The following is a 23,863-nucleotide window of genomic DNA, read 5'->3' as shown; positions in this document are numbered from 1 at the left end:
ATCGGGAGGAATGAGCGATGGAACAGAAACTGCGTTGGGGGATCCTTGCAACGGGCGGGATTGCAGCCTCTTTCACCGGCGACCTGCTGGCATCGGGCCTGAGCGTTACAGCCGCGGGATCGCGCTCTGCAGACAAGGCGCGCGCCTTTGCCGATCGGTTCGGCATTGCCAAAGCCCATGGCAGCTATAAGGCTTTGGTGGCCGATCCTGAGGTCGACATCATTTATGTCGCGACCCCGCATCCCCAGCATGCCGCTGCGGCAATCCTGGCGCTTGAAGCGGGCAAGCATGTGCTGGTGGAAAAGGCCTTCACGCTGAATGCCGGGGAAGCGAAGACGCTTGCAGATCTTGCGCGTGAAAAGGATCTGGTGCTGATGGAGGCGATGTGGACGCGCTTTCTGCCGCATATGATCCGCATTCACGAGATCATCGATTCCGGTCTGATCGGGCCTGTGCGCTCGGTTCAGGCCGAGCACCGGCAGTTTCTCCCGACCGATCCCAGTCACCGTCTCAATGCGCCGGAACTGGGCGGTGGAGCATTGCTGGACCTTGGCATTTATCCCGTCTCGTTCGCCTTCGACATTCTCGGCGCACCGGAAGCGGTAAGCGCAATGGCACGTTTCACCGGGACCGGGGTTGATGCCGAGATTGCCGTCAACATGCGCCATGCGGGAGATGCCATGTCTTCGAGCGTCTCGGCGCTGGACTGTGCCGGGCCCAATACGGCGGTGATCTATGGCGAGAAGGGGCGGATCGAGATCGACAGCGTCTGGTACACGCCGTCCACGTTCAAGGTGGTCGATTACGCAGGCAGGCTGATCGAGACCTATGACGGCCGGGTGGAACATCGCGGCATGCAGTTCCAGGCCTTCGAGATGGAGCGGCTGATTGCCTCCGGTGCGCGGTCGTCATCGCGCATGCCGATTGCCGAGACCGTCGCCATCATGGAAACGCTTGATGCGATCCGCGCCCAGATCGGCCTCAGCTATCCCGGTGAAACGCCGGCGGCGTGAGGCCGGCGCTCAACTCATCGCGGCCTTGATGAAGGTCGGGCCGGGGGACGGGAACTTGTCGATATCGTCCTGCCTGAGCCCTTCATCGGTGATGATGATGTTGATCTTGTCGATTGCTGCGGTCTTGTGCAGGGCCCGTTCCATGAAGCGGCTTGAATCGGCCAGCAGGATCACCTTGCCGGCCGCTTCGATCATGGCGCGCTTGAGCTGGACCAGCTCCAGCATGGTTTCCGAAATGCAGGTTTCATCGACGGCCGCCGCGGACATGAAGAACAGGTCGCAGCGTATGTCGGCGAGAAAGCTCAAGCCCGGCTCGCCAAGCAGGCTGAAGGAACCGAAACGGCAGGCACCGCCCGGCACGATCAGCTTGATGTTCTGCTTGTAGGTCAAGACCTTGGCGACATAGAGATCGTTGGTGATGACGGTCAGCGGCAGATCGAGATTGGCGATCTCGTCGGCGAGCAGGTGGCAGGTCACGGCGCCGGTGTCGATCAGCAGTGCCTGGTCTGCCTCGATAAAGCGCAAGGCCTCGCGGGCAATGCCCTGCTTCTCCTCCAGCGCCGTGCGCCGCGCGAGGTCGGTTGAGGGTTCATAGGTCGCGCGCGACCGGATGCTGACCGCCCCGCCATGGGTGCGTTTCACCAGACCTTCTGACGCCAGAAGGTCGAGATCACGGCGGATGGTGGAAACCGAAATGCTGAACATCCGGGCCAGATCCTGGCTGGTGCCCGCCTTGTTGTTCTTGAACCAGTCAACAAGTTGCTGGCGTCGTTCGGCGGGCAGGAGCTCTTCGGCGTTGTTTTCGTCGGTCAAATTCAATTCTTCTTATCCGGTTTGAAAGCGCACGGCAGGATCGGAAAGCGCGATTATAACGTGTTCGGCAACCATAAAACAATCTGCGGGAAAACGGCGAGCAATGCTGTACCGATACAGAGCAGCAGGAAGAACGGCAATGCTGCACGTGTTGTTTTGCCGATGGTTTCACCAGTCAGCGCCTGAAGAATGAACAGGTTCAGACCAACCGGCGGCGTCAATGCGCTCATTTCGATCATGATGACGAGATAGATGCCGAACCACAGCGGATCAAAACCCGCATGAACGATCAGCGGCACGGCGATCGGCACGGTCATGACGGTCATCGAGGTGCCGTCAAGGAACATGCCGAGCACGATATAGAGCACGGCCAGGATCAGCAGCACGCCATAGGGCGACAGGTTCATCGCCGCAATCGACTGGGTGATCATGGTCGGCAGATGCAGATAGGCGATGGCCGAAGACAGAAAGGCGGACGCCGCAATCAGCATCAGGATCATCGAGGAGACACGGATGGTGTTTTTCAGGCTTTCCGCAAACAGCGACCAGGAAAACTGCCGGGTGACGAGGGTGATGATAACGGCACCGAAGACACCGACGGCGGCGGCCTCCGAGGGGGTGGCGATGCCGGTATAGATCGCGCCGAGCACGATGGTCATCAGGATCAGCACCGGAAGAAGATCGACAACACCCAGCAGGATACTGCGCCAGTCCACCGGCTCGCCATGCGGCGGCGCGACCGAGGGACGGATCAGCGACACGATGGCGATATAGCCGGAATAAAGTCCTGCCATCATCAGGCCGGGCAGCAGGCCGGCGGCAAAGAGCTTCGAAATCGAGACCTGTGCCAGAACGCCATAAACGATCATGGCGATCGATGGCGGGATCAGCAGGCCGAAACTGCCGGCGCCAGCCAGCGATCCGGAGGCAAGCGCCACATCGTAGCCGCGCGCCTTGAGCTCCGGGATCGTGATCTTGCCGACCGTGGCGGTTGTTGCCGTTGAGGAGCCGGAGATGGCGGCAAAAATGGTGCAGCCGATGACATTGGTGTGCAGGAGGCCGCCAGGAATGCGCGAGACCAGAGGCGACAGGCCGCGGAACAACCGGTTGGAAATATCGGTTCTGAAGATGATATCGCCCATCCAGATGAAGATCGGGATGGCGGCCAGCTCCCAGGAAACCGCAGAGGAGGAGACCACCTTGGTCGCGATCGAGCCGATGCGCGCCCAGCTGAAATCAAGGGCGAAATACATCGCCCCGGCGCCAACCAGCATCAGGCCGGCAAAAATCCAGGTTCCGGCGCCGAGAAACAGCACGAGCAGCAGCAGCAGAACGAGGATGGACATGGAGACTGACATGTTGTGTTCCTTCCCTCTCGCTCAAAGCGTCAGCGCACGCTCTTCGGCATGGCCGACGGCCAGAAGCCTGAGCAGGCGGACGATGATCTGAAGCGCCATCAGCCCAAGGCCGATGAGGAAAAAGCTTTCAGGAATAAACAGCGGGATCGGCAGATAGGTCTCGGAGACGGTGCCCCGGCTCCAGTATTTGTAGACGGTCTTCCACTGATAATGCGCCATGAAGAGGAGCAGCGCCTCAACCGCGATCAGGGTGAAGAATTCACAGGCCCAGGCGATCTTTGGCCCGACACGGTCCGTGATCACCTTCACGCGGATCATGAAACCCTCTTCCAGCGCCCAGGCTGCGGAGAGGAAGCAGACGGCGGCGACGCCATTGCCGACCAGAGCATCGGCCATGAAGGTCGATTTGGAAAACAGCCTGAGGCAGATTTCCAGAAGCGTGAACGCTGTCATGAAAACCAGAATGCAGGCAGCCGCGAAAGCTGCGATGCGATTGAGGACCGTCGACAGATGTGAAATGGCCCTGAGCCATTTCGGATCGTCAGTGGCCTCGGACAGACGGTGGGTGTGGTGTTCTTCAAGCGCCATGATCGCTCTCCAGGCGGCAGGCGCATCTGAAGGCGAGGCCGTCAGGGGCGTCTGCGCTGAATGAAATGCGGGTTGTGGGCGGCCTGCTTTTGATCGGGGCAGCAGGCCGCCGCGACGGGGCTGTTAGCCAGCCTTCATCGTATCAAAGGTCGCAAGAATGTCCGAGCCGCGCGATCCGGTCTTTGCGACCCAGTCATCGCGCACGGCGGCGCCTGCTGCATTGAGCGTTGCAAAGACGCTGTCCGGCACGTCGGCAGCCTTGGTGACGGTCATGCCGTTGTCGCGCAGGATCTTGTAAGAGGCCTCGATACTGTCGGTCATGATCTGCCAGTTATATTTGTCGCAGGCGTCGCCAAGGCCGAGCATGGCGCTCTGGACATCCTGAGGCAGCGCGTCGAAAGCATCCTTGTTCACATGGCACATGAACAGGCCCATGGCATAGTTCAGCTCGGTGAAATCGCTGAGGTAATCCCACAGCGACAGTTGAACGCCACCGTCGGCCGAGGTCAGAACGGCGTCAATGGCGCCGGTCGAAAGCTGCGGAATGAGGTCCGACCAGGCGATCTGCAAGGGGGCGGCGCCAGCCTTCATCAGCGTCTGGGTACCATTGACGTCATAGGTGCGGATGCGAAGCCCGTTCAGGGCGTCCTGGGAAATGATCGGCTGCTTGGCGAAAATGCCCGATGGCGGGTTCGGCATCGCCCAGAGCAGAACCATGTTATTGTCGGCGAAGATCTTCTCATATTCCGGCCGGGCGGCCTGCCACAGCTGATAGGCCTCTTCCGGCGTCTTGGCGATGAAGGGCAGGGATGAGAGGTTGAACAGCGGATCAACGCCACCAAGCTGGGTCATCAGGGTCACGGCGGTCTGAACCGCGCCGTCCTGGACCGCGTCAAACTGGTCGGCTGACTTGTAGCCGAGGGCGCCGCCGCCCTGATAGGTGATGGCAAGCTGGTCGCCGACCTGCTTTTTCAGTTCGGAAATGAAGTAATTGGCGGCTTTGCCCGAAAGGGCGTCGGCATTGTATTCATCCGCCATGTCCCAGCGGATGGTGTCGGCGGCAAAGGCGCTCCGGCCGAAGGCGCAAACGGCACCGGCCATGGCTGCATTGCGCATCAGGGCGCGTCTGGTGATGGTCATTCGGTTCCCCTTTCTTAAGGTTTGCACCCGCCCGCTCTCTTGTTTTGGCGGGGCTCCGAGACGTGTTCGTTTCTTCGGATTTGTCAAAGTAAGCAGCCTTCCCAAAAACTGTCAACTAAAAATGCATAAAAGATCATCAATCCTCCCAGAACGGTCAGTTTTGCTTACTGTTTATGCAGTTTTTTGCCGAAAATGGGCTTTGGATGCGAATTGACCGTTGCAAGCTTTCGTGAAATCGATCATAAACGATCATGTAAGTGCGCAAACATGCGGTATATTTCGTCATAACGTTGCAAGAGAATTTGAAAAATGCAAAATTCGTCACCGGATGCCCCGGTCATCATGATCTCGGGTGCAAATCGCGGCATCGGCGCCGCGATCGTCAGGGATCTTCTCCAGCACGGCTACCGGCTTTCGCTCGGCGCGCGCAACGTCGCCGCGCTGGAAGAGCAGCATGGCCCCGAGACGGAGATGGTGCGTTACCACCATTTCGACGCCTATGATCCGCAGACGGCGACGGATTGGGTGGCGGCGACGGCAGCGCATTTCGGCCGGATCGACGGTCTGGTCAATAATGCCGGCAATGGCGAGCATGTATCGCTGACGGATGACAACGAGGAAGCGCTGGACCGGCTCTGGGCGGTCAATGTCAAGGCGCCGCTGCGGCTGACCCGGCTTTGCCTGCCGCATCTGGAGGAGACCGGCCGCGGGCGCATCGTCAATATCGTCTCCATGTCGGGCAAGCGCGTGCGCAATGCCTTTGTCGGTTACAACATGACCAAGTTTGCCGTCATGGGACTGACCCATACCACGCGTCATGTCGCCTGGGAAAAGGGCGTGCGTGCAACGGCGATCTGCCCGAGTTTTGTGCGCACCGAGATGAGCTCCTATACCAGCAAGGTCAAGCCGGAGGACATGATCCAGCCGGAAACCATGGCTGAACTGGTGCGCACCGCGATCGAACTGCCGAACAATGCTGCAATGGCCGAAATGCTGGTCAATTGCCGCCTCGAAGACATGCTCTGAGGAGTTGTCCCCATGCCGCTTCCGAATTTGCAACGGCCGGGTTTTTCCGCTTCACTTCCCGAAAGCGCCGATGTTGTCGTCATCGGTGGCGGCATTGCCGGCGTTACCACGGCACTTTACCTGGCTGAAGCCGGGGTGAATGTCGTCCTGTGTGAGAAAGGCACGGTTGCCGCCGAACAGAGTTCGCGCAACTGGGGCTGGGTACGCCAGATGGGGCGCGACCCCAAGGAATTGCCGCTGACGATTGAAAGCCTCAATCTCTGGCGCGATATCGACCGGCGTTTCGGCATTGATACTGGTTTCAGGGAAACCGGTATCACCTATGTCTGCCGGACCAGGGCGGAGATTGCCGAGTTCACGGCCTGGGAAAAATATGCCCGCAACGCCGGCATGCCCTCGACGCTTCTTGATCCCTCAGGGCTGCAGAAAGTGCTGCCCGGCATCACCTCCCCCTATAAGCTTGGCCTTTATACCGCCAATGACGGGCGGGCAGAGCCGGAGCAGGCTGTGCCGCAAATGGCCGGTGCCGCACGGCGTCTCGGCGCTCAGATCGTCGAGAATTGTGCCGTGCGCGGGCTCGAGACGGCGGCAGGCCGCATCTCTGCCGTGGTCACCGAAAAGGGGACTGTCGCAACATCGAGCGTTGTCGTTGCCGCCGGTGCCTGGTCGCGACTCTTCCTTGGCAATCTCGGCATCGACTTTCCGCAGCTCAAGATCCTCGGCACGGCCGCGCGGATCGACGGTGTGGGCGCAGTCCCTGACATGCCGGTCGGCGGCGGCAATTTTGCCTTCCGCAGGCGCCTGGATGGCGGCTACACCATCGCCCAGCGCAACGCCAATGTGGCGCCGGTGACCCCCGACAGCTTCCGTCTGTTCTTCGATTTCCTGCCGACGCTTCTGACGAGCTGGCGTGAATTGAAGCTTCGGGTCGGCAGGCAGTTCGTGACCGAACTCAACATGCCGCGCCGCTGGTCGCTGGATCAGACAAGCCCGTTTGAGATGATCCGCATATTGGATCCGGTTCCGCATGAACCGTTCAACCGCAATGCGCTCGTCAATCTCGCACGCGCCTTCCCGGCTTTCTCATCAGCGCGCCTGACCCATAGCTGGGCCGGCATGATCGATGCAACGCCGGACGCCATTCCGGTTATCGGCCCGATTGAGGCGGTGCCTGGTCTGTTTCTGTCGTCGGGCTTTTCCGGTCACGGCTTTGGCAGTGGACCCGGTGCCGGTCGCCTGATGGCGGAACTTGTCCGCAATGAAAAACCTTGCGTTGATCCGGCTCCGTTCCGGTATGAACGCTTCTTGAAGAACGCTGCCAAGGCCGCCTGAAGAGCGGCGCAACGGCTGAGAGCGCGGGCAGAGAAAGTTGCAGGCTTTTTCGTTCGCAACGCGCGTAAAAACAAAAGGGAACATGATATGGCCTGGAGAATCGGCGTCGATTCCGGCGGAACATTTACCGATGTCTGCCTTTTCAACGATGAAAGTGGGGCAATCGAGATCTGGAAGGTCTCGTCCACCCCGGATGATCCGTCCCGCGCGATCGCGCAAGGGGTGGTCGAGGGGCTGGAAAAGGTTGGCGCAAACGCGGCCGATCTCACCTTCCTCGGTCACGGCACCACCGTTGCCACCAATGCGCTGATCGAGCTGCGCGGGGTCAAGACCGGTCTCGTCGTCTCCGACGGCTTCCGCGATCTTCTCGAGATCGGCCGGCAGAAGCGCCCCAATCTCTATGACATGTTTGCGGAAAAGCCGGAGCAGCTTGTTACCCGTGATCTGCGCTGCGAAGTGCCGGAGCGGCTGAAGGCCGATGGCAGCGTTGCCGTGCCGCTGGACGAGGAGGCGCTGCGCGAAGCCTTCCGCACGCTCGCGACGCAGGATGTGAAGGCGCTGGCAATCTGCTTCCTCTATGGCTTTCTCAATACGAAACATGAAGAGCGCGCGCTTGCGATCGCGGCGGAAGAGCTGCCGGATGTCTTCGTTTCGGCCTCGCATGCCGTTGCTCCGGAATTTCGTGAATATGAGCGTCTGTCGACCACGGTCGTCAATGCCTATCTCGGTCCGGTGATGCAGCGCTATATCCGCCGGCTGAAGGACCGGCTGGGGGAGATCGGCCTTCAGGTCGCCCCGCAGCTGACGCAGTCGAACGGTGGCGTGATCGGCTTCGATCAGGCCAGCAACCTGCCGGTGCGCACCGTGCTGTCAGGCCCCTCGACCGGCGTTGTCGGTGCGCAGGCGATCGGCAGGATGGCCGGTTTTGACAATATCATTACCTTTGACGTCGGTGGTACCTCGTCGGATGTGGCGCTGCTGCAGAACGGCCTTTGCCATCTGACCGGTGAGGCTGATGTTCACGGCTATCCGATCAAGGCGCCAATGCTGGATATCCATACCGTCGGTGCTGGTGGCGGTTCGATCGCCCATGTTGATACTGGCGGTCTGCTGAAGGTTGGCCCGCGCTCGGCGGGCGCCCATCCGGGGCCGGTCTGCTACGGGCTTGGCAGCGAGGAGCCGACAGTAACCGACGCCAATATCGTGCTGCAGACGCTGAACCCGGTTGAGATCCTCGGCGGCCGCATGAAGGTCCGCCGTGATCTGGCACTCGCAGCGATCCAGAAGCTGGCCGACAGGCTCAATGTCGATGTGATGGAAACCGCGCAGGGCATCATCGCCGTTGTGACCGCCAATATGGCCAAGGCGATCCGGGTGATTTCGGTGCAGCGCGGTCATGATCCGCGCGATTATGCGCTGATGGCGTTTGGTGGCGCAGGGCCGCTGCATGCGGCCAGGCTCGCGCGCGAACTGGACATGTCAACAGTGATCGTGCCGCTGACGCCCGGAACGCTCTGCGCCCTGGGCCTGTTGCTGACCGATCTGCGATCCGATTTTGCCCTGTCGCGACTGATGGAACTGTCAGACGCGGCCCGGTCCGCACTGGAAGACGGTTTTGCGGCATTGGCGGAACAGGCCGGTGTCTGGTTTGACGCCGAAAAGATTGCCGATGATCGCCGTGTGGTCACCCGGACGGTGGACATGCGCTATGCCGGTCAGAATTACGAGCTTTCGGTCACGGTTCCGGCGGGGCCGGTCACCGGTGAAACCTTCGCGGCGCTTGAAAAGGGCTTTGAGGCGGCGCATCGTCAGCGTTTCGGCTTTATCGCCGAGGGCGAGCCGATCCAGATCGTCACTCTGCGTGTCGAGGCGGCAGGCATTGTCGACAAGGCGGAATTCCAGAAGCAGGATGATGCCGGTCCTGATGCCTCGACGGCAAAGATCGGCGAGCGCGAGGTCTACATGTCCGAAGCCGGTGGCTTCGTCATCTGCCCGGTCTATGAGCGCAGCCTGATGAAGGCGGGCAATGTCATTGCCGGCCCTGCCATTGTTGAACAGATGGATACGACGACCGTGCTGCTGCCGGGCATGACCGGCAAGGTCGACCCCTATCTCAATCTCATTCTGGAGGTTTGAACGATGACCGCCATTGATCCCATTACCGTTGAAGTCATCGGCTCGGCCCTGCAGTCCATCGTCGAAGAGATGGGCGAAGCGCTGGTGCGTGCTTCCTATTCCACCAATATCAAGGAGCGGCGCGATTGCTCGACGGCGCTTTTTGACCGGAACGGCAACACGCTGTGCCAGGCCGAGCATATTCCGATGCATCTCGGTTCCTTTCTCGGCGTCATCAGCGCGATCTACAGCCGCTTCAGGATGGACGATATCAAGCCTGGCGATGCCTTCATGGCCAATGATGCCTATGCGGGTGGGGCGACCCATCTGCCGGATATCGTTCTTGCCGAGCCGGTTTTCGTTGATGCAACGCTGGTGGCCTGGGCGGTCAACACCGCGCATCACTCCGACTTCGCCGATCGCGGCCATGAGCATATCTATCAGGAAGGCCTGCGCATTCCGCCGGTCCGGCTTTATCGGCAGGGCGTGCTGAATGAAGACCTGCAGGAAATGTTCCTGCTCAATTGCCAGGTGCCGCGTGAGCGTCTGTCCGATCTCAGGGCCCAGATGTCGGCCAACCGGCTTGCTGTTCAGCGCATGCAGGATCTCTGCGGCAAATATTCAACCGAAAAGGTGCTGGCGGCAGGAGAGGCTCTGCAGGACTATGCCGAGCGCAAGATGCGCGCTGGCATTGCCGCTATCCCGGACGGAACATACAGCTTCTCCGATCAGTTCGATTCAAATCAGCGTGGCGACCAGATCAGGCTGTCGGTCGATATTACCATCTCCGGTGATGAGATGGTGCTGGCCTTTGATGGCCCGCCGCAGCTCAGGGCCGGTCTGAACCTGATCTACACATCATTGCTGGCGGCCAGCTATTTTGCGGTGAAATCGGTTGTCGATCCGACGATCCTGCCCAATGCAGGGCTTGCCCGTCCGCTGACGGTGGCGGCGCCGAAAGGCTCGATCCTCAATTGCGAACATCCCGCCGCCGTTGATGGCCGTATCGCTGCGGCACAACGGGTCTGCGATCTCGTCTATGGGGCACTCGCCAAGGCACTGCCGGGCAAGGTCATGGCTGCCGGAAACGGCTGCTGCACCGGTGCCATTTTCAACGGCACGCATGAGGACGGCTCGATCTGGGTCTATCTCGAAACGATCGGCGGCGGCGGCGGTGCGCGCCCGTCTTCCGATGGTCTCTCGGGCATCCATGTCAGCCTCACCAACACGTCGAATCTGCCGGTGGAATCGCTGGAACTTGAATATCCGCTGACGCTGCTGCGCTATGAGCTGGTGGACGATTCTGCCGGTGCCGGGACCTATCGTGGCGGCATGGGCGTGCGCCGCGTCTATCGCGCCGAAAGGGCCTGCCGCTTCACCGTCGAGGCCTCACGTGTTTCATCCGAACCCTGGGGGCTCGACGGCGGAACGGCGGCGCGCGGTACGGTGCTCGATTTCGGTGATGGCCGGACCGTGTTTTCCGGCATGGTTGACCTGAAGCCGGGCCAGATCGTGTCGATCACGACGCCGGGCGGCGGCGGCTATGGCGATCCGGCAGCGCGCGACCCGGCTGCCGTCCGCCGCGATCTTGCGGAAGGCCGTATCAGCGCCGATGTCGCTGAACGTCTCTACAAGCTCTAGGACCTATGCAGGGCCGGTCGGCGCCGGCCCCCAATCTCAATCGTCATCCTTTGCCATGCGGTCATGTGATCCTCGGCCGCATGCGCTCTTCCTTTGACTTTTTTCAACTTAAAACCGAACAGGAAAAATCATGGTCAAGATCACCAAAGTCAAATCCGGCTCCGTCTTTGAAACCAAGGAAAGCTATTCGCGCATCGTCTGCGTTGATGACTGGATTTTCGTTTCCAACACCGCTGGCCGCAACTACAAGACCCGCGAAATGTCGACCGATCCGGTTGAGCAGGCCCGCCAGTGCTTCGACAATATCGAGGGCGCGCTGAAAGCGGTCGATTCCTGCCTTGAGGATGTCGTCCAGTCGAAGATCTTCATTCCTTATGTCGATGATGCCAAGGCTGTGATGGCCTATGTTGGCGAGCGGTTCCGCGGCATCGATCCGCAGCGCACCGTCACCTGCTCGCCGCTTGGCGCACCGGACTTCAAGGTCGAGATCGAAGTCACTGCCTATCGCGGCGCCTCCAAGGCCGACGTCGAGGAAATCACCATTTCGCTTGGCTGACGGATCGCGGCAATTCCGGGGGTGAAACTGCGCCTCACCCCCGGTTTCTGGACTGGAGCGCCATGCGTCCTTTTGGATGTATGGCGCTCTATCTTGTTGAATCTACACATCGTTCTTTTCGAAAATCGATTCCGTTTTTCGAGCCGATGCGCTAGAGAAGCGCAACCTTGCCGGTGGCGATGTCGTAAACCCCGGCATAAGACTTGATTTTGCCGCTGGCGGCGAAATCAGACAGGATAGGACCGGTGCTGGCTGCTTTCGCGGCGTTCAGCCTGGCATTTTCTGCCGTGGCCGCGGCCAGGAGGTCCGGCGGGCTGTCCCCCATCACATCATAGACCGCCGGACGGATCGCGTTGACGAGGCTTGGAAGATGGCCGGGCGGCAGCTCATTGCCCTTGATCGACTTGATCGTGGCATCGACCGCACCGCAGCTGGTGTGGCCGAGAACCAGGATTGCCTGGATACCGAGAACTGCGGCGGCATATTCAAGGCTGGCAATGCCATCATCATTCAGAAAATTGCCGGCGACCCGCACGACAAAGATGTCACCTGGTGCCTGATCGAAAATCAGCTCCGGAACAACGCGGGAATCCGAGCAGCTGACAATGGCGGCGAAGGGCTGCTGCCCCTGGGACCGGCTGTAGCGGGCCGCCGAGTGATCGGTGTTGTTCGGCGTGCCTGCCGCGTAACGGCTGTTGCCCTCTGTCAGGCGCTGAAGCGCTTCTTCCGGCGATGCCGGCGGCATCATCTCGCTCTTGCTCATATCCTGTGCCAGAGCTCTCGCAGCAAAAGGGGCAGCGAGCGAAAGCGCAATGCTGCCTGTCAGTAGTCCGCGCCTGCTCATGATGCTGGTCGTGCAGTTTTCGCACATGGTATCCTCCTCCTATCCCATGGTTTGGCGGCTTTAGATTACACTGCAGTGAACGTAATACATATCTATATTTGAACATGTAATGAGATGCCTGTGCCGATGTCTCCGGCGCGGCGTTTCATCATCGAGAAAGCCGAGAGAAGACCGGACGGGTGCTTAGGCGACGATCAAGTCGCGGCGAGCGTGACATGGGTCCGCACTGCCGGGCTTGGCGGCGATATCCACGGCGCATTGAGAAAGGCTCGGTTGCCCTTTGGAAGGCCAGGATCGGTGCATCCGCTCTTGACGGTTATGCTGCCTGTTATCGTGTTTTTGGAAGTGACCATAAGCGGCATTCAATTTATCGATATCTGTCTATCATGTATTTTCTCGAATTATATTCAGATTATACATGTATATTATTGCTTCTTTGAAGCAATGCAACGTAAAACCGAACCCGATAGAAGGAAGGGCCATGTACGACATCTCAATGATGCCCGGGCAGAGTGACTCGCTCGCCAAAATGCTTGAAATGACACGTCTGCAGGACGCGCAGCAGCAGATGCAGACGCGCGAAACTGCCGCGCAAACGAGTCAGAATAGCAAGGAGATCAATGATCAAACCATCTGGATTATGAATTACGAGGCATCAAGATCGATGGCTAACGCCGAAAGTCAGCGTCTTCTATCGAACCTGAAGCAAGTTATGGGACTTATGTCAAATATAACAAGAAACATTAACTAGTTATATTTATTCAATATTATCATGTAAATAAAAACATCAAATAAATATTGAAAATATGTAATGAAATAAAATATAATTCCCTATAGGATTTGGCTGTGTCAGTTTGCAGGCAAGGTGTTACGGAAATGAATGTCGTGAAAGCAGAAACGCCTTTGAATTTGCTGCTGATGCTGACCGCGATCAGTTTGCGGTGTGGCTTTGTGCAAAAGGCTGTTGTCTATGGAAAAGCTGGTCAGCAGCTTTTCCCCGATGAAGCTCGGTTTCTGGAAATGCATGCCTACGGATTGCTGCTGGATGGCCGTCTCGACGATCTGGCTGTGCTTCTTCAGGATGTGGATCTGCAAACCCAAAATATCGCTTACCTGCGTGCTCGTCTGGCAATTGCCAACGGAGATGCGGAAGAGGCAGCGTCTCAACTTAAGGCCTATTGCAGGGCCTGATCGGTGTAGGAGTTTTTCGAAATGTCGATTGCAGATGTTAAAAATAAATCGGTGGAGACGACGGTTCATGCACGGGCACGCAAGGCCAGTGTGCCGGAGCCTTCGACTCCAAGCCCGGCGGCCCAGCTAAAGGAAGAGCTTGTTGCGCGCCGCGATACTTTTGCCGGTTCCTTCTCTGCCATGCTGTCGGAGGCTTATGACGGCGATACGGCGGAGCAGATGCACCTTCTGTCGCACGGCGTCGAAGGTCACGGGGATCACGGCAGCGAAGCTGTCGAATCCACTGAAGTCAGCGAGTCGGAGGAGCGTCCGCGGGCTCAGAAATCAGGCTATCTGGAGCGGAGCGAAGAAGCACTCCTCAACGGTTTGCGCCGCAAGAAGGAGGTGCAATCTGCAGAGAAGGCTGCACCGACCGACCTGCAGCAGGTGCCGGAGCGGTCGCTGGTGGCGGCGCATGAGCGGCTGATGCTGGCATCAACGCAGATGCAGATTTCCGAGGTCGGAACCCATGTCAGCGTGAAGGCTTTCTCGCGTCTCACCAATATCCTGGCCAGCCCTTCGTGGATGCGTGATCCGCACTTCACGGAAGCGCCGCTCAAGGCACATGCTGCGTGAGTGATCTTTAAAGGAGAGGGGGATGACCGGAAGGTTGGCTGCAGCAAAGAGAATTCCGTTGCCTGGCAAGGTGCTGTGTTTCAGCATACTCCTGCTTTATCTGTTGTTGGTGCATGAAGCGCGTGCTGCAGCCGATAGTCTTCTGGTGGAAGAGGGCAAGGGAGTTCTGGTGGGCGGTACCGCCCAGGCATCGGCTTTGTTCGTTGCCGATCCAAGCGTTGCCGATCTGCAGGGCGATCAGACCAGCGGCTATTTTGTCTATGGCGTGAGCAGCGGACAGACGACACTGATCGGAACTGATTTTGCCGGTAATCAGATCTTCAAGATCAATGTTGTGGTGGTGCAGAATCTCAGCGAGATCAATCGTCTCATCGCCGATCGATTTCCCGATTCCTCGGTGACGCTCAGGGCCTCGCGAGGCAGTGTGATGCTGTCGGGTGTTGTGCCTGATGATCGGGTGCACCAAGCTCTGCTTGAAAGTCTGAAACCGATCATCCCCGATGCGCTGATTGTCGATGATCTTGCGGAGCGCGGCAGCGGTATCATTCAGATTGATGTCAAGATCATCGATGTTCGGCGGAGCGGTGGCCGGTCTGGAAATATCAATGGCGCGCTGGGCCTTGCCTGGGGGTCGATGTCCGATGCGGCATCAGTGGTCGAAGGCATGCTGAATTCAGGGGCGGCGAGTGTCGTCAGTGAATCGACTCTGACAACAACCAACAAAAAGAAGGCGACGTTCAACGCCGGAGAGAAGGTTGCTGTCCCGACGGCAATCACCAATACGGGCTCCTATCCGCTTTATGGAGTCGACTACAAAAATGTCGGACTGACGATTGATGTTGCGCCGGACCTGCTGCCTGCTGATCGGATCGCACTTACGGTCGATACTGAAGTGTCCAATCAGAGCGGCACCAGTACAAATCTCGGAAACGGGGCGTCGGTACCCAATTTCAACACGCGTTCATTCAAGACCTCGGTCACGCTGAGGTCAGGGCAGGGCTTTGTCCTCAATACATTGAAGAATGCTCAGTATGAATCGTCGTTGAGTGGCGAAGTCCGGGGAGGGGTAAGTGGCTTTTCCAACTGGATCAGCGGCGCACTTGCGCTCATCTGGGGTGGGGCAAGCGCTTCAAGCAGCACATCAGACACAGAATTCATCATCCTTCTGACCCCCTATTTCGGTAAGGAGCGGCTGGCGCAGGAAATGGATCCGATCGGTCGCCCACAGAGCATTCTCGAAAATCTTTTGACGACCAAGCGGGGTGGCAAGGGCACCGCGGTGCGGCTCTATGGTAATCCGGGGTTTATATACTGATGTTGCAATGGAAGTACCAAAACAGCGCGGCCATGGGGCTTGTCCTGGTAGCTCTCGTATTCGTGCTGCCGGGTGCGCCTTGCACTGTATCGGCGGCACAGACGAACTCTGCCCGTTTGACGGCCAATGGCCGTCTTTACATTCCGCCGGAACTGCCAGATGCCGGAGCAACCTATAGTTTTGCGGGAACTGACCAGACATTGCCGACGGCCCTGAAATATTTTGCGCTGAATATCGGCGTGTCTCTGGTCATGGATCCCTCCGTTCCGGACGTCGGCAATAGCGATGAGCAGACCGGGCTGTCCAGGCTGGATTATATCAATTACCTGGCAGAAAAGTTCAGGCTGGTCTGGTATTTCGACGGAGCGACCCTCTATGTCGATACGACCGATCATGTTGAGCAGAAGGTCTTTTCGTTGCAGAAGGCCGACGGCGAGCGCGTTTTGTCGATTCTGCAGAATCTCGATCTGTTTCAGCCGAAATTTATCTTCAGCTATGACCTGCAAAGCAAGGTGCTTACGGTCTCGGGGCCGCCGAGTTATGTGGGGCTCGTGGAGAACACCGTGAAGGCTGTTGACGTTGCGGACGGGCGCTCGACGGTCGTGTATCGGGGGGCTACGGCGCGAACAGGCTTTGCAGGCGCAATGTCAAGTGCGCCGGGGATGACGTCACCCGCCACGACGGGGCTCGCTGGAAATCTCGAGACAGCCACTCAGCCAATTGCACCTCTCACTCTAGGCGGACAGTGATCTCATGAAAACCGCCAAACTAGGCCATGTGCTGAGCCAGCAGCGTGATATCCTTCTGGTTCTGGTCTTTGCGCTCGTTCTGTTGATGATGGTCTTGCCGCTGCCATCATTGCTGATGGATATCATGATCACGCTGAATATCAGCATCGCAGTGATCATTCTGCTGATGGCGATGCAGACTGAAACGGCCCTGCAATTTTCGACCTTTCCGACGATCTTGCTGGTCACCACGCTGTTCAGACTGTCGATCTCGATCTCGACAACACGTCTGATCCTGCTCAAAGGCGACGCGGGGCGGGTCATTCAGACCTTTGGTGAGGTTGTCGTTGGTGGCAACCTTGTCGTCGGACTGGTCATCTTTCTGATCATTACCGTGGTTCAGTTTCTCGTCATCACCAAGGGCGCTGACCGCGTTGCCGAAGTCGGTGCCCGCTTCACCCTGGATGGCATGCCTGGCAAGCAGATGAGCGTCGATGCTGACGTGCGGGCGGGCAATATGGATCATCAGGACGCCACGATCGCCCGGCGTAACCTCGAGCAGGAGGCCAAGCTCTTTGGCGCCATGGACGGGGCGATGAAATTCGTGAAAGGGGACGCGATCGCCGGCCTGATTATCACCGCGATTAACCTTTTCGGTGGCATATTGATCGGCATGATGCAACGCGGGATGTCGTTCGGTGAGGCCGGGCATGTCTACTCGCTGCTGACCGTCGGAGACGGCCTGGTGGCGCAGATACCTGCGCTGATGATTTCGGTTGCCGCGGGAACGATGGTGACCCGTGTGACGAGTTCGGGCGGTCTCAATCTTGGCTTCGAAATCGTTCAGCAGCTGATTGCCAATGGCCGCACCATTATCATTGCCGGGGTGCTGATCTCACTTTTCGGGTTCATTCCCGGCTTTCCGACGACGATTTTCTGCTCCGTTGGTCTGGGGATGATCGGGGGGGTTGTCGTAACCGGGCGACGGCGACGGCGCTCCATGGTGCTGATGGTTCACGACTGGCGTGCGCGTATCGATTTTCTCAAAGAGGAAGCGCGGCAGCTCGCCCGGAAAGGAACGCGAACCGACATTGTCAGTGTCATCCTCCCAAACACCTTCTGTAGCCAGAATGTCAATGAGTTCTGCGTCATCTTCGATGGCATCCGGGATCGCACCGCTGAAGATTATGGCGTGCCTGCAGGCTTTTGGCGATTTGACGTTAACTGGGGCGATAGCAATGAGTATCGCATCCTCATTCGCGGCGAAGAGGTTGCGCGCGCCGAATACAGAACCGATTGCCTGTTCGTTAAGGCTCATTCCAGCTATCTCGATGCGATCGGAATTCCCTGCCTGGCAACCTACGGTTTGCGTGAAGGCGTGCTCGTATCGACGGAATATGCAGACAAGCTCAGCGAATTCGGCATCGCCTCATGGAACGCGATGGACCTGTTCCTGATGCATCTGAGGCGCGCCGCCGCCGAACATCTCGAGGTCTTCGCCGATTTCCAGGGCACCTTCCGCATCTTGAACGATATGTCGACGGAGCATTCAGCTCTGGTTGCCGATTTGCGCGAAGCCATGCAGAACAATCATGTGAGCCGGATTCTGCAAATGCTTCTGAGGGAGCGTATCCCGATTTCCAGTCGCGTGAAGATCATGGAGGCTATTCTCAAATGGTCGGAGCGCGCCCAGGATCCTGGTTTCCTGCTGCAGAAGGTTCGCAATGACCTCTCGGAGTTTATTACCCGGCGATATGCCAGCGATGGGTTGCTGCAGGTCGTCGTGGTCGCGCCGACGATTGAATCGCTGTTGCGCGAGGGGATACGCAGCACCAATGAAGGAAACTTCCTGGTGCTCGAGCCGCAGCTTTCCAGCCATGTCGCAGCGCAAACCCGCAGGCTGATTGGCGAAGAATATCAACGTGGCCGGCACCCCGTGCTTCTGACGCAGCAGGATATTCGTTTCCCGCTTCACACATTGCTGTTCGAGCAGGGCGTTTACATTCCCGTACTGGCTTATTCGGAATTGCTGCCGGCGACCGTGATATATCCGGTTGGCGTCATCACGGCCGATGCGCCGGAAGAATGACGTCGACACAGGAGTAAGCGTCACGCTTCGGCCTGGTCATCCGGCCCCATACCCGGCTGCCGGGAGCGCAAGAGCGAAAAGCGGACGCAAGAGATGAACGTCCTGCATCCGCTTCGGATCAGGATGGGCGCGAGCAAGCGCATCGGCTCGACAATCGGAATCGATTTTCGAGCCGATGCGTAGATTCAACAAGATAGAGCGTCCGTTGCGTCCAAGAGCACCCGCGGCGCTCTAGATGGCGACGACGCTGTTGCGCGAGATTTCCGAGAAAGTGATGACGTCACGTTCCTGATCGATGAGCTCCAGCAATTCAGCTTTCAGATCCTCATCAAGATCAGATCCGTCGATATGAAGGCTGAGTTCAGTCATGGCGTCGATCATTTCTGAATTTGTCGGAAATCGCTTGTTTATATTTTCGGTATCGATGATATCAAATTGAAAAACGTTTTTCACAAGATTCATATATTCCGGAAATATATCTATTGATATCTCGTTTTTCTTTGGCGCCATGATTAGTCTCCAATGTAATGATTTCGTATTATATTTCAACTTTGCGTATTTAAAAAATAGTTTTTTGTTATGTCTCTATAGGTATATTAATTGTAAAAAAAATAATATTTACAATGATTTGATATCTGTGGAATGGTTAATGGAAAGTTAGTATTGTTTCGGCTCTGCGTCGTTGATTTTTGAGACTATTTTCGCGATCCAATCGTTTCGGGAGAGGTGGGTAAAACATATGGCCTCACAGTTGGTGTGGCGTCGTAAGATGGCGTCTTGTTTTGTCAGTACGATTGCGATTTTCAGTCTCATGACTGGCTGCGCGGGCCCGAACAGCACCTATTCAGCTGTTTCGGACCAGATTGCCGCGGGTGAAAGCGGCTTGAACTCCGGCGCTTATGATCAGGCCTATGGCATTCTTGACGGGGTTGCCCAAGGCAATCCGCGGTCGGAAAAGGCCATGCTGATGCTCGGCAGCGCCTATTTTACCGAAGGCGCCTATCTCAAGGCGCGCACCTATTATCAGCGGGCCGCAGCCCTCGGCGCAACACGTGAAGGCGGGATCGGCGTGACGCGGGTTCAGCTGGCACAACGGGACTATTCCGGCGCGCAAGCCTCGATCGACGCCTTGCTGAAGCGTGTGCCCGGAGACATTGTCGTGCTCAATCTTCAGGGGGTCTTGTTCGATTCCCTGAGCCAGCACGCGCAAGCGCAGCAGATCTATCGCTCGATACTGGCAGCGCAGCCGGACAACAAGAGCGCTCTTAACAATCTCGCACTGTCCTTGATGCTGACCGGTGCCTACACGTCAAGTTATACACTTGAGGCCGAGCTCTATCGCTCAAACCGCAATGATGACAAGATCAGACAGAATCTTTCGCTGATGGCTTATCTCAGCAATGAGAAAGATGAAGCAAAGGCGCTGGCCGTCCCCTTCATTACGGAAGACCAGGCCGAGAGTAACTTCAAGATGATCGAATTCCTGCGGCGATAGGCTGGCCTTGAGCAGGCAAGGGGCTTCAGCTCATCCCGGTCTGCTCAGACGTCACGGCGGACTCTGCCGGATTTAGGACGTCGCTGCCGGCTCAGCACTGCTGGCTGCGCGCTTGTCTTCAATCTCCAGTACCTTTGCCATACCTTTCATGGAGGGGCTCGGCATGTATTGGTAGGGACGGCCCATACGATAGAAATCATAGGCGACGGAGGGCAGGTTAAAGAGCTTCAATTTGGTTGGCTTCAGTTTGCGGACAAGGGTTTGTACCTGAGGGCCGCTGTATTTGGCGATAACATAGGGCTTCATGTTGGAGTTGCGGTAGTAGATGACCGCGACCAGATGGCTGTCGCTGTAGATAACATGCGTGGCCTGGTTGATGCTCGGGGCGTCGGCATCCGAACGCGCGATGGAATTGCGCTCGGCTTTGATTTCCGGGTTGCCTTCCTGATCCTTGTATTCCCGTTTGACATCGTCCTTTGACATCTTGTTCTGCGAGAGAAACAGCTTGGACTGAATGAGGTAGTCGACTGCAGCCAGTACCAGAAGCAGGGCGAGTATCGTGTAGATCAGCCATTTCAGAATGGCGATCAGGAGGGGCGCCTCGCATTGCAACTCGCAATAGCTGGCCTGCAGCACATTGTTGATATTGTAGCGAATGAGGGCGTAGGTCAGATAGCAGACGGCCGAAAAATAGATCAGCATGCGGATAAAACTATAGAGGTTGGATTTGGCGAAGATCGACTTCAGCTTGGTGACCGGATTGAACTTTGAAAACTTCGGCGTGAGCGGTTTTATCGAGAAGTTAAAACGATTGAGAATCAGGGTGATGAACACCGTGAAAGCCGCACTGGCACCGCAGATGGACAATGTCAGATAGATGACCTTCATAAGGGCGCTATAGGTTGTGACACTGGGTGTTTCGGCATTTGTCGAAACGTCGGTCATCACGCTTGTCGCCAGATCCATCAAGGTTCCGATCATAGTGGGCATCAAGCCGATGATCATGAATGTGGTGAAGCTCAGAAGGGCAAACTCACCGACATTCTTGCGGGAGGGAACCTGTCCTTCCTGGCGAAGCTTGCGCAGCTTTTGCTGTGTTGGCTGTTCGGTCTTCTCGCCGCTCATGGTTGGAACACCTTAGCCAACATGTCCAGAGACTGAGAGAAGACTTCCATGGTGCGTGGAAACATAATGCCGCAGTAAAACAACAACATGGTGAGAACGATCGCCGATTTGACAGGCATGCCGAGCGTAAGCGCATTGAGGCTCTGGGCGCTGCGCGCCAGAAAGGCGATAGCGATATCGGCGATCAGCATGAAACCGGCGATGGGCGCGACCAGAACGATGGCCGAAAAGAAGACATGGCCCGCCATCTGCAGGTAGAGTGCCACATGTTTCTCGTCGATGGCTGGAAAAGGCTGGAAGACCGGCCAGATTACGAAGCTTTTGTACATGGTCGCCAAAACCAGCAGGAAGCCGCCACAGGCGAAAAAATAGCCGGAAAAGATCTGTGCCAGAAGGATTGCCGTGGGTGTTGTCTGCTCGGAGAAGATGGGATCGAAGGACTGCGACTGAGTGGCGCCGCGCTGTGTGTCGATGATCACGCCGGCTATTTCAAGCCCGCGCACCGGGAGCCATGTCAGGATGCTCAGGAAGAATCCCAATGCCAGTTCCTTCAGGGCAAAGGCCAGTTGCATCGTCGGGCCGTCCTTCATCGCCATGGCCTCCGCATAGGCCGAGGGGACAACGATGATACTCACGCAGGCAATGATGCCCATGCGCACAAAGCCGGTCATCGCATATTTGCTGAAAAAGGGCGAAAGCGCGAAGAAGGCGTAGAATCGGAACATCACCAGCACGAGGCAATAGACAATGGTGTTGAGCTGGCTGCTCAATGCGTCATTCAGTTGCTGCAATCCCGCCATGGCTCTGCACCTCAGAAATTCGGGATGTTGTTGAATGCCTCTTTGGCGTAAGTCTGCATGGCGCTTGACATGCCCGCACCGGCCACCATCAGGATGACCACCACGGCAGAGAGTTTTGCCGCGAAGGCTACGGTTTGCTCCTGCACCTGTATCAGGGTTTGAATAATGGCGATAACCAGACCGACGGCCGTGGCTGCCGCGATGATCGGCATGGAAAGGTAGAATGTCAGAGCCAGAGCATTCTGGGCGGCGGTAATGACGTCATCTGGTAGCATGGTCCTATCCTCCTCTTTTCATGTTTCTCTTTTCTCCGGGCCTGAATCCATTTCATCGTGCATAGCTCAGCACCAGATTGTGCAGCAGCAGCGTCCAGCCATTGACGGAAATGAACAGCAGCAGCTTCACCGGGAGCGAGACAAGCATGGGCGGGACCATCATCGCGCCCATTGCCAGCAGGACATTCGATACGACCATGTCGATGACCACAAAGGGCAGAAACAGCAGAAATGCGATCTGAAAGGCGCGGGTCAGCTCGGATGTCAGATGTGCCGGCAGCAGGATAAGCATATTGGTGTCAGAGATTGTGTCGTCCAGGCTGGCCGGCCAGATCTTTTTGGCAGCATCCTTGAAGAAGCCGAGCTCGCTCTGATTGGTGAATTTGAGCAGGTAGTCGGAATAGCCCTTCGAAACGACATCATAAGCCTTGACCGTGCTCTCCCAATCTTCGACGCGGATGTTTGAGGCCTGCAGATCGACAAAGATCGAGTTGGCAACCGGCACCATGATGAAGACTGTCAAAGTCAGGGCGATTGCGTTGAGAACCAGTCCGGACGGTGCCCCCTGAATGCCGAGCGCGTTGCGCAGGAGCACCAGCACGATCGAGATCTTGGTGAAGGACGTTCCCATGACAATCACGAATGGCAAGAGGCTCAACGACATGACCAGAATGGCTGTCGGCAGCAGGGGGGCAAATTTTCCCGCCAGTTCGTCCATTTCAATCCCCTTTCGGCCGCTTGCCCGGCCAACTGTGGATCTGCACCGCAAGCTCGCCATCCACAATCACCAGATAGCCGCTTGCCATCGCCCGCCCGTTGGCCCGGATTGTCACCAGGTCTGTCAGCTGTCCTCCAAGCGGCAGCGTGGCTCCCGGACCGAGCGTCTGCAGTTCGGCGAGGCTGACACGAGTTTCCGCGAGCTGGACATCGATGCGGATTGGCAGCTCGCCAAGGGCGTCCTCTGTCTCCTGCATGGCCGGGCCGCCGTCACCAAAATCCATCTCCTCCGGCTCCATGCCGTCGTCCAGAGCAAAGTCGTCTTCGTCTTCCATTGGTGTCATCTCCCTCGGAGCTTCGTTCAATGTCACGATCCCGTCCTCATCGATCAGTGCTGTTGCTGTGCCTGCGCCATGGATATGCACGGATGCGGAGATACCCTCATCGCTCAAAGGCACCATGCGAATAAGGTCACCAGGGCCGATGCGCCTCCACTCACTGGCAGGCAGGACGATGTGCGGCAGTGTGATCCTGCAGGCGAAATCCGGTGTGAAAGTGCCAAGCATGGCAACGGGCGGGATCTGATCGAGAAAGCTGAGTGTTTCCGGGTTGAGTTGTTCGATATTGATCAGTCCGAGGAATTTGTGTTCCTCAACAATGAACTGAAAGGCAATGTACGGGCCGGCACCCTTGGGAGTCGGATCGGTATCCTGACTGCCGATTTGAAGATTGTGGATTGTATCGATCAATCCCAGTTCTTTCAGCCAGTACTCGAAACTGAGAACAAGCCGCCAGCGTGTCGGCAGATTCTCGCGCTTCTCTTCGCGCCATGCCGGGAGCATGATGTCGCCGATCAGATCGCAGAATTTCGACTCGATCAGCAGGGTGAAACGGCCCGCATTGCAATTCATCGTCAGAGTTGTGAATGGGCCGACACCTTGGCGGTGCCAGGGTTTGAACGCGACCATGATTGCGAGGAGATCTTCAAGCGAACCCTTTATCGGCAGCTGCCATTGCCGGGCCGACAGACGGTTCAGCAGCAGCGTCGCGGCCGGATCAATGCTGGGCAATGTTGCCAGAAGCGCAG

At 57.5% G+C, this 23,863-nt stretch carries 24 protein-coding genes; 13 read left to right on the top strand and 11 right to left on the bottom strand.

Annotation, left to right across the window (positions count from 1 at the left end; genetic code table 11):
- The first annotated feature begins 17 nt into the window (after positions 1 to 17).
- Positions 18 to 1,013 carry a Gfo/Idh/MocA family oxidoreductase gene (locus HCK86_RS18930; RefSeq protein WP_176086046.1) on the top strand — a complete coding sequence of 332 codons (996 nt, stop codon included), beginning with the start codon at positions 18 to 20 and terminating at the stop codon, positions 1,011 to 1,013.
- Between the two features lie 9 nt (positions 1,014 to 1,022).
- On the opposite strand, the gene HCK86_RS18925 is transcribed toward HCK86_RS18930, so the two are convergent.
- The 4 genes from HCK86_RS18925 to HCK86_RS18910 form a co-directional block, all read right to left on the bottom strand.
- Entirely contained in the window at positions 1,023 to 1,826 is an 804-nt protein-coding gene (locus tag HCK86_RS18925; RefSeq protein WP_176086045.1) for a DeoR/GlpR family DNA-binding transcription regulator, read from the bottom strand.
- Between the two features lie 53 nt (positions 1,827 to 1,879).
- Positions 1,880 to 3,184 carry a TRAP transporter large permease subunit gene (locus HCK86_RS18920; protein ID WP_176086044.1) on the bottom strand — a complete coding sequence of 435 codons (1,305 nt, stop codon included), beginning with the start codon at positions 3,182 to 3,184 and terminating at the stop codon, positions 1,880 to 1,882.
- A 21-nt stretch (positions 3,185 to 3,205) separates the two neighbouring features.
- Positions 3,206 to 3,772, bottom strand: coding sequence for a TRAP transporter small permease subunit (locus HCK86_RS18915; protein ID WP_176086043.1), 567 nt, complete (start codon positions 3,770 to 3,772; stop codon positions 3,206 to 3,208).
- A gap of 123 nt (positions 3,773 to 3,895) precedes the next feature.
- Entirely contained in the window at positions 3,896 to 4,912 is a 1,017-nt protein-coding gene (locus HCK86_RS18910) for a TRAP transporter substrate-binding protein (RefSeq protein WP_176086042.1), read from the bottom strand.
- A 309-nt stretch (positions 4,913 to 5,221) separates the two neighbouring features.
- Between HCK86_RS18910 and HCK86_RS18905 the strand changes: the two genes are divergently transcribed.
- The 5 genes from HCK86_RS18905 (at position 5,222) to HCK86_RS18885 (ending at position 11,582) form a co-directional block, all read left to right on the top strand.
- The gene (locus tag HCK86_RS18905) at positions 5,222 to 5,938 is read left to right on the top strand and encodes an SDR family NAD(P)-dependent oxidoreductase (protein WP_176086041.1); all 717 of its coding nucleotides are present in this window, start codon (positions 5,222 to 5,224) and stop codon (positions 5,936 to 5,938) included.
- Between the two features lie 12 nt (positions 5,939 to 5,950).
- Complete coding sequence (locus HCK86_RS18900; RefSeq protein ID WP_176086040.1) at positions 5,951 to 7,270, top strand: FAD-binding oxidoreductase; 1,320 nt, start codon at positions 5,951 to 5,953, stop codon at positions 7,268 to 7,270.
- A gap of 87 nt (positions 7,271 to 7,357) precedes the next feature.
- On the top strand, positions 7,358 to 9,406 hold the full coding sequence (locus HCK86_RS18895; protein ID WP_176086039.1) for a hydantoinase/oxoprolinase family protein: 2,049 nt from the start codon (positions 7,358 to 7,360) through the stop codon (positions 9,404 to 9,406).
- 3 nt (positions 9,407 to 9,409) lie between these two features.
- Complete coding sequence (locus HCK86_RS18890) at positions 9,410 to 11,026, top strand: hydantoinase B/oxoprolinase family protein (protein WP_176086038.1); 1,617 nt, start codon at positions 9,410 to 9,412, stop codon at positions 11,024 to 11,026.
- A gap of 130 nt (positions 11,027 to 11,156) precedes the next feature.
- A complete protein-coding gene (locus tag HCK86_RS18885) occupies positions 11,157 to 11,582 on the top strand; it encodes a RidA family protein (protein WP_176086037.1) in 426 nt (141 codons plus the stop codon).
- Positions 11,583 to 11,733: 151 nt separating this feature from the next.
- Here the strand turns inward: HCK86_RS18885 and HCK86_RS18880 are convergent, their stop codons facing one another.
- Complete coding sequence (locus HCK86_RS18880) at positions 11,734 to 12,453, bottom strand: carbonic anhydrase (protein WP_176086036.1); 720 nt, start codon at positions 12,451 to 12,453, stop codon at positions 11,734 to 11,736.
- Positions 12,454 to 12,907: 454 nt separating this feature from the next.
- Between HCK86_RS18880 and HCK86_RS18875 the strand changes: the two genes are divergently transcribed.
- From HCK86_RS18875 to HCK86_RS18850, 6 genes are all read left to right on the top strand, one after another.
- Positions 12,908 to 13,177 (top strand): hypothetical protein, encoded by a 270-nt coding sequence (locus tag HCK86_RS18875; RefSeq protein WP_176086035.1) that lies wholly within the window; start codon positions 12,908 to 12,910, stop codon positions 13,175 to 13,177.
- A 125-nt stretch (positions 13,178 to 13,302) separates the two neighbouring features.
- Positions 13,303 to 13,617, top strand: coding sequence for a hypothetical protein (locus HCK86_RS18870; protein WP_176086034.1), 315 nt, complete (start codon positions 13,303 to 13,305; stop codon positions 13,615 to 13,617).
- Positions 13,618 to 13,638: 21 nt separating this feature from the next.
- Positions 13,639 to 14,232: a hypothetical protein gene (locus HCK86_RS18865; RefSeq protein ID WP_176086033.1), complete on the top strand. Its 594-nt coding sequence runs from the start codon at positions 13,639 to 13,641 to the stop codon at positions 14,230 to 14,232.
- Between the two features lie 22 nt (positions 14,233 to 14,254).
- Positions 14,255 to 15,547, top strand: a complete 1,293-nt coding sequence (locus HCK86_RS18860) for a pilus assembly protein N-terminal domain-containing protein (RefSeq protein WP_176086032.1) — start codon at positions 14,255 to 14,257, stop codon at positions 15,545 to 15,547.
- Entirely contained in the window at positions 15,547 to 16,296 is a 750-nt protein-coding gene (locus tag HCK86_RS18855) for a secretin N-terminal domain-containing protein (RefSeq protein ID WP_176086031.1), read from the top strand. The genes HCK86_RS18860 and HCK86_RS18855 overlap by 1 nt, the downstream gene beginning before the upstream one ends.
- Positions 16,297 to 16,300: 4 nt before the next feature.
- Complete coding sequence (locus HCK86_RS18850) at positions 16,301 to 18,364, top strand: flagellar biosynthesis protein FlhA (RefSeq protein WP_176086030.1); 2,064 nt, start codon at positions 16,301 to 16,303, stop codon at positions 18,362 to 18,364.
- A gap of 231 nt (positions 18,365 to 18,595) precedes the next feature.
- On the opposite strand, the gene HCK86_RS18845 is transcribed toward HCK86_RS18850, so the two are convergent.
- Positions 18,596 to 18,874 (bottom strand): hypothetical protein, encoded by a 279-nt coding sequence (locus HCK86_RS18845; protein ID WP_176086029.1) that lies wholly within the window; start codon positions 18,872 to 18,874, stop codon positions 18,596 to 18,598.
- A gap of 172 nt (positions 18,875 to 19,046) precedes the next feature.
- Between HCK86_RS18845 and HCK86_RS18840 the strand changes: the two genes are divergently transcribed.
- Positions 19,047 to 19,859, top strand: a complete 813-nt coding sequence (locus HCK86_RS18840) for a tetratricopeptide repeat protein (protein ID WP_176086028.1) — start codon at positions 19,047 to 19,049, stop codon at positions 19,857 to 19,859.
- A 72-nt stretch (positions 19,860 to 19,931) separates the two neighbouring features.
- Here HCK86_RS18840 and HCK86_RS18835 read toward each other — a convergent pair whose 3' ends face one another.
- The 5 genes from HCK86_RS18835 to HCK86_RS18815 are packed head-to-tail and all read right to left on the bottom strand — an operon-like array spanning position 19,932 to position 23,846.
- Complete coding sequence (locus tag HCK86_RS18835; protein ID WP_176086027.1) at positions 19,932 to 20,984, bottom strand: EscU/YscU/HrcU family type III secretion system export apparatus switch protein; 1,053 nt, start codon at positions 20,982 to 20,984, stop codon at positions 19,932 to 19,934.
- The gene (gene sctT / locus HCK86_RS18830; RefSeq protein WP_176086026.1) at positions 20,981 to 21,784 is read right to left on the bottom strand and encodes a type III secretion system export apparatus subunit SctT; all 804 of its coding nucleotides are present in this window, start codon (positions 21,782 to 21,784) and stop codon (positions 20,981 to 20,983) included. Before sctT ends, HCK86_RS18835 begins: the two co-directional genes overlap by 4 nt.
- A gap of 11 nt (positions 21,785 to 21,795) precedes the next feature.
- The gene (locus HCK86_RS18825) at positions 21,796 to 22,059 is read right to left on the bottom strand and encodes a flagellar biosynthetic protein FliQ (protein WP_176086025.1); all 264 of its coding nucleotides are present in this window, start codon (positions 22,057 to 22,059) and stop codon (positions 21,796 to 21,798) included.
- A 52-nt stretch (positions 22,060 to 22,111) separates the two neighbouring features.
- Positions 22,112 to 22,777: a type III secretion system export apparatus subunit SctR gene (gene sctR / locus HCK86_RS18820; RefSeq protein WP_176086024.1), complete on the bottom strand. Its 666-nt coding sequence runs from the start codon at positions 22,775 to 22,777 to the stop codon at positions 22,112 to 22,114.
- A 1-nt stretch (position 22,778) separates the two neighbouring features.
- A complete protein-coding gene (locus tag HCK86_RS18815; protein WP_176086023.1) occupies positions 22,779 to 23,846 on the bottom strand; it encodes a FliM/FliN family flagellar motor switch protein in 1,068 nt (355 codons plus the stop codon).
- Positions 23,847 to 23,863: the final 17 nt, after the last annotated feature.

Source organism: Martelella sp. HB161492, from assembly GCF_013184775.1.
GTDB lineage: Bacteria > Pseudomonadota > Alphaproteobacteria > Rhizobiales > Rhizobiaceae > Martelella.
The sequence above is the reverse complement of the archived record's forward strand: the minus strand, read 5'-3'. Positions and strand labels throughout refer to the sequence as shown.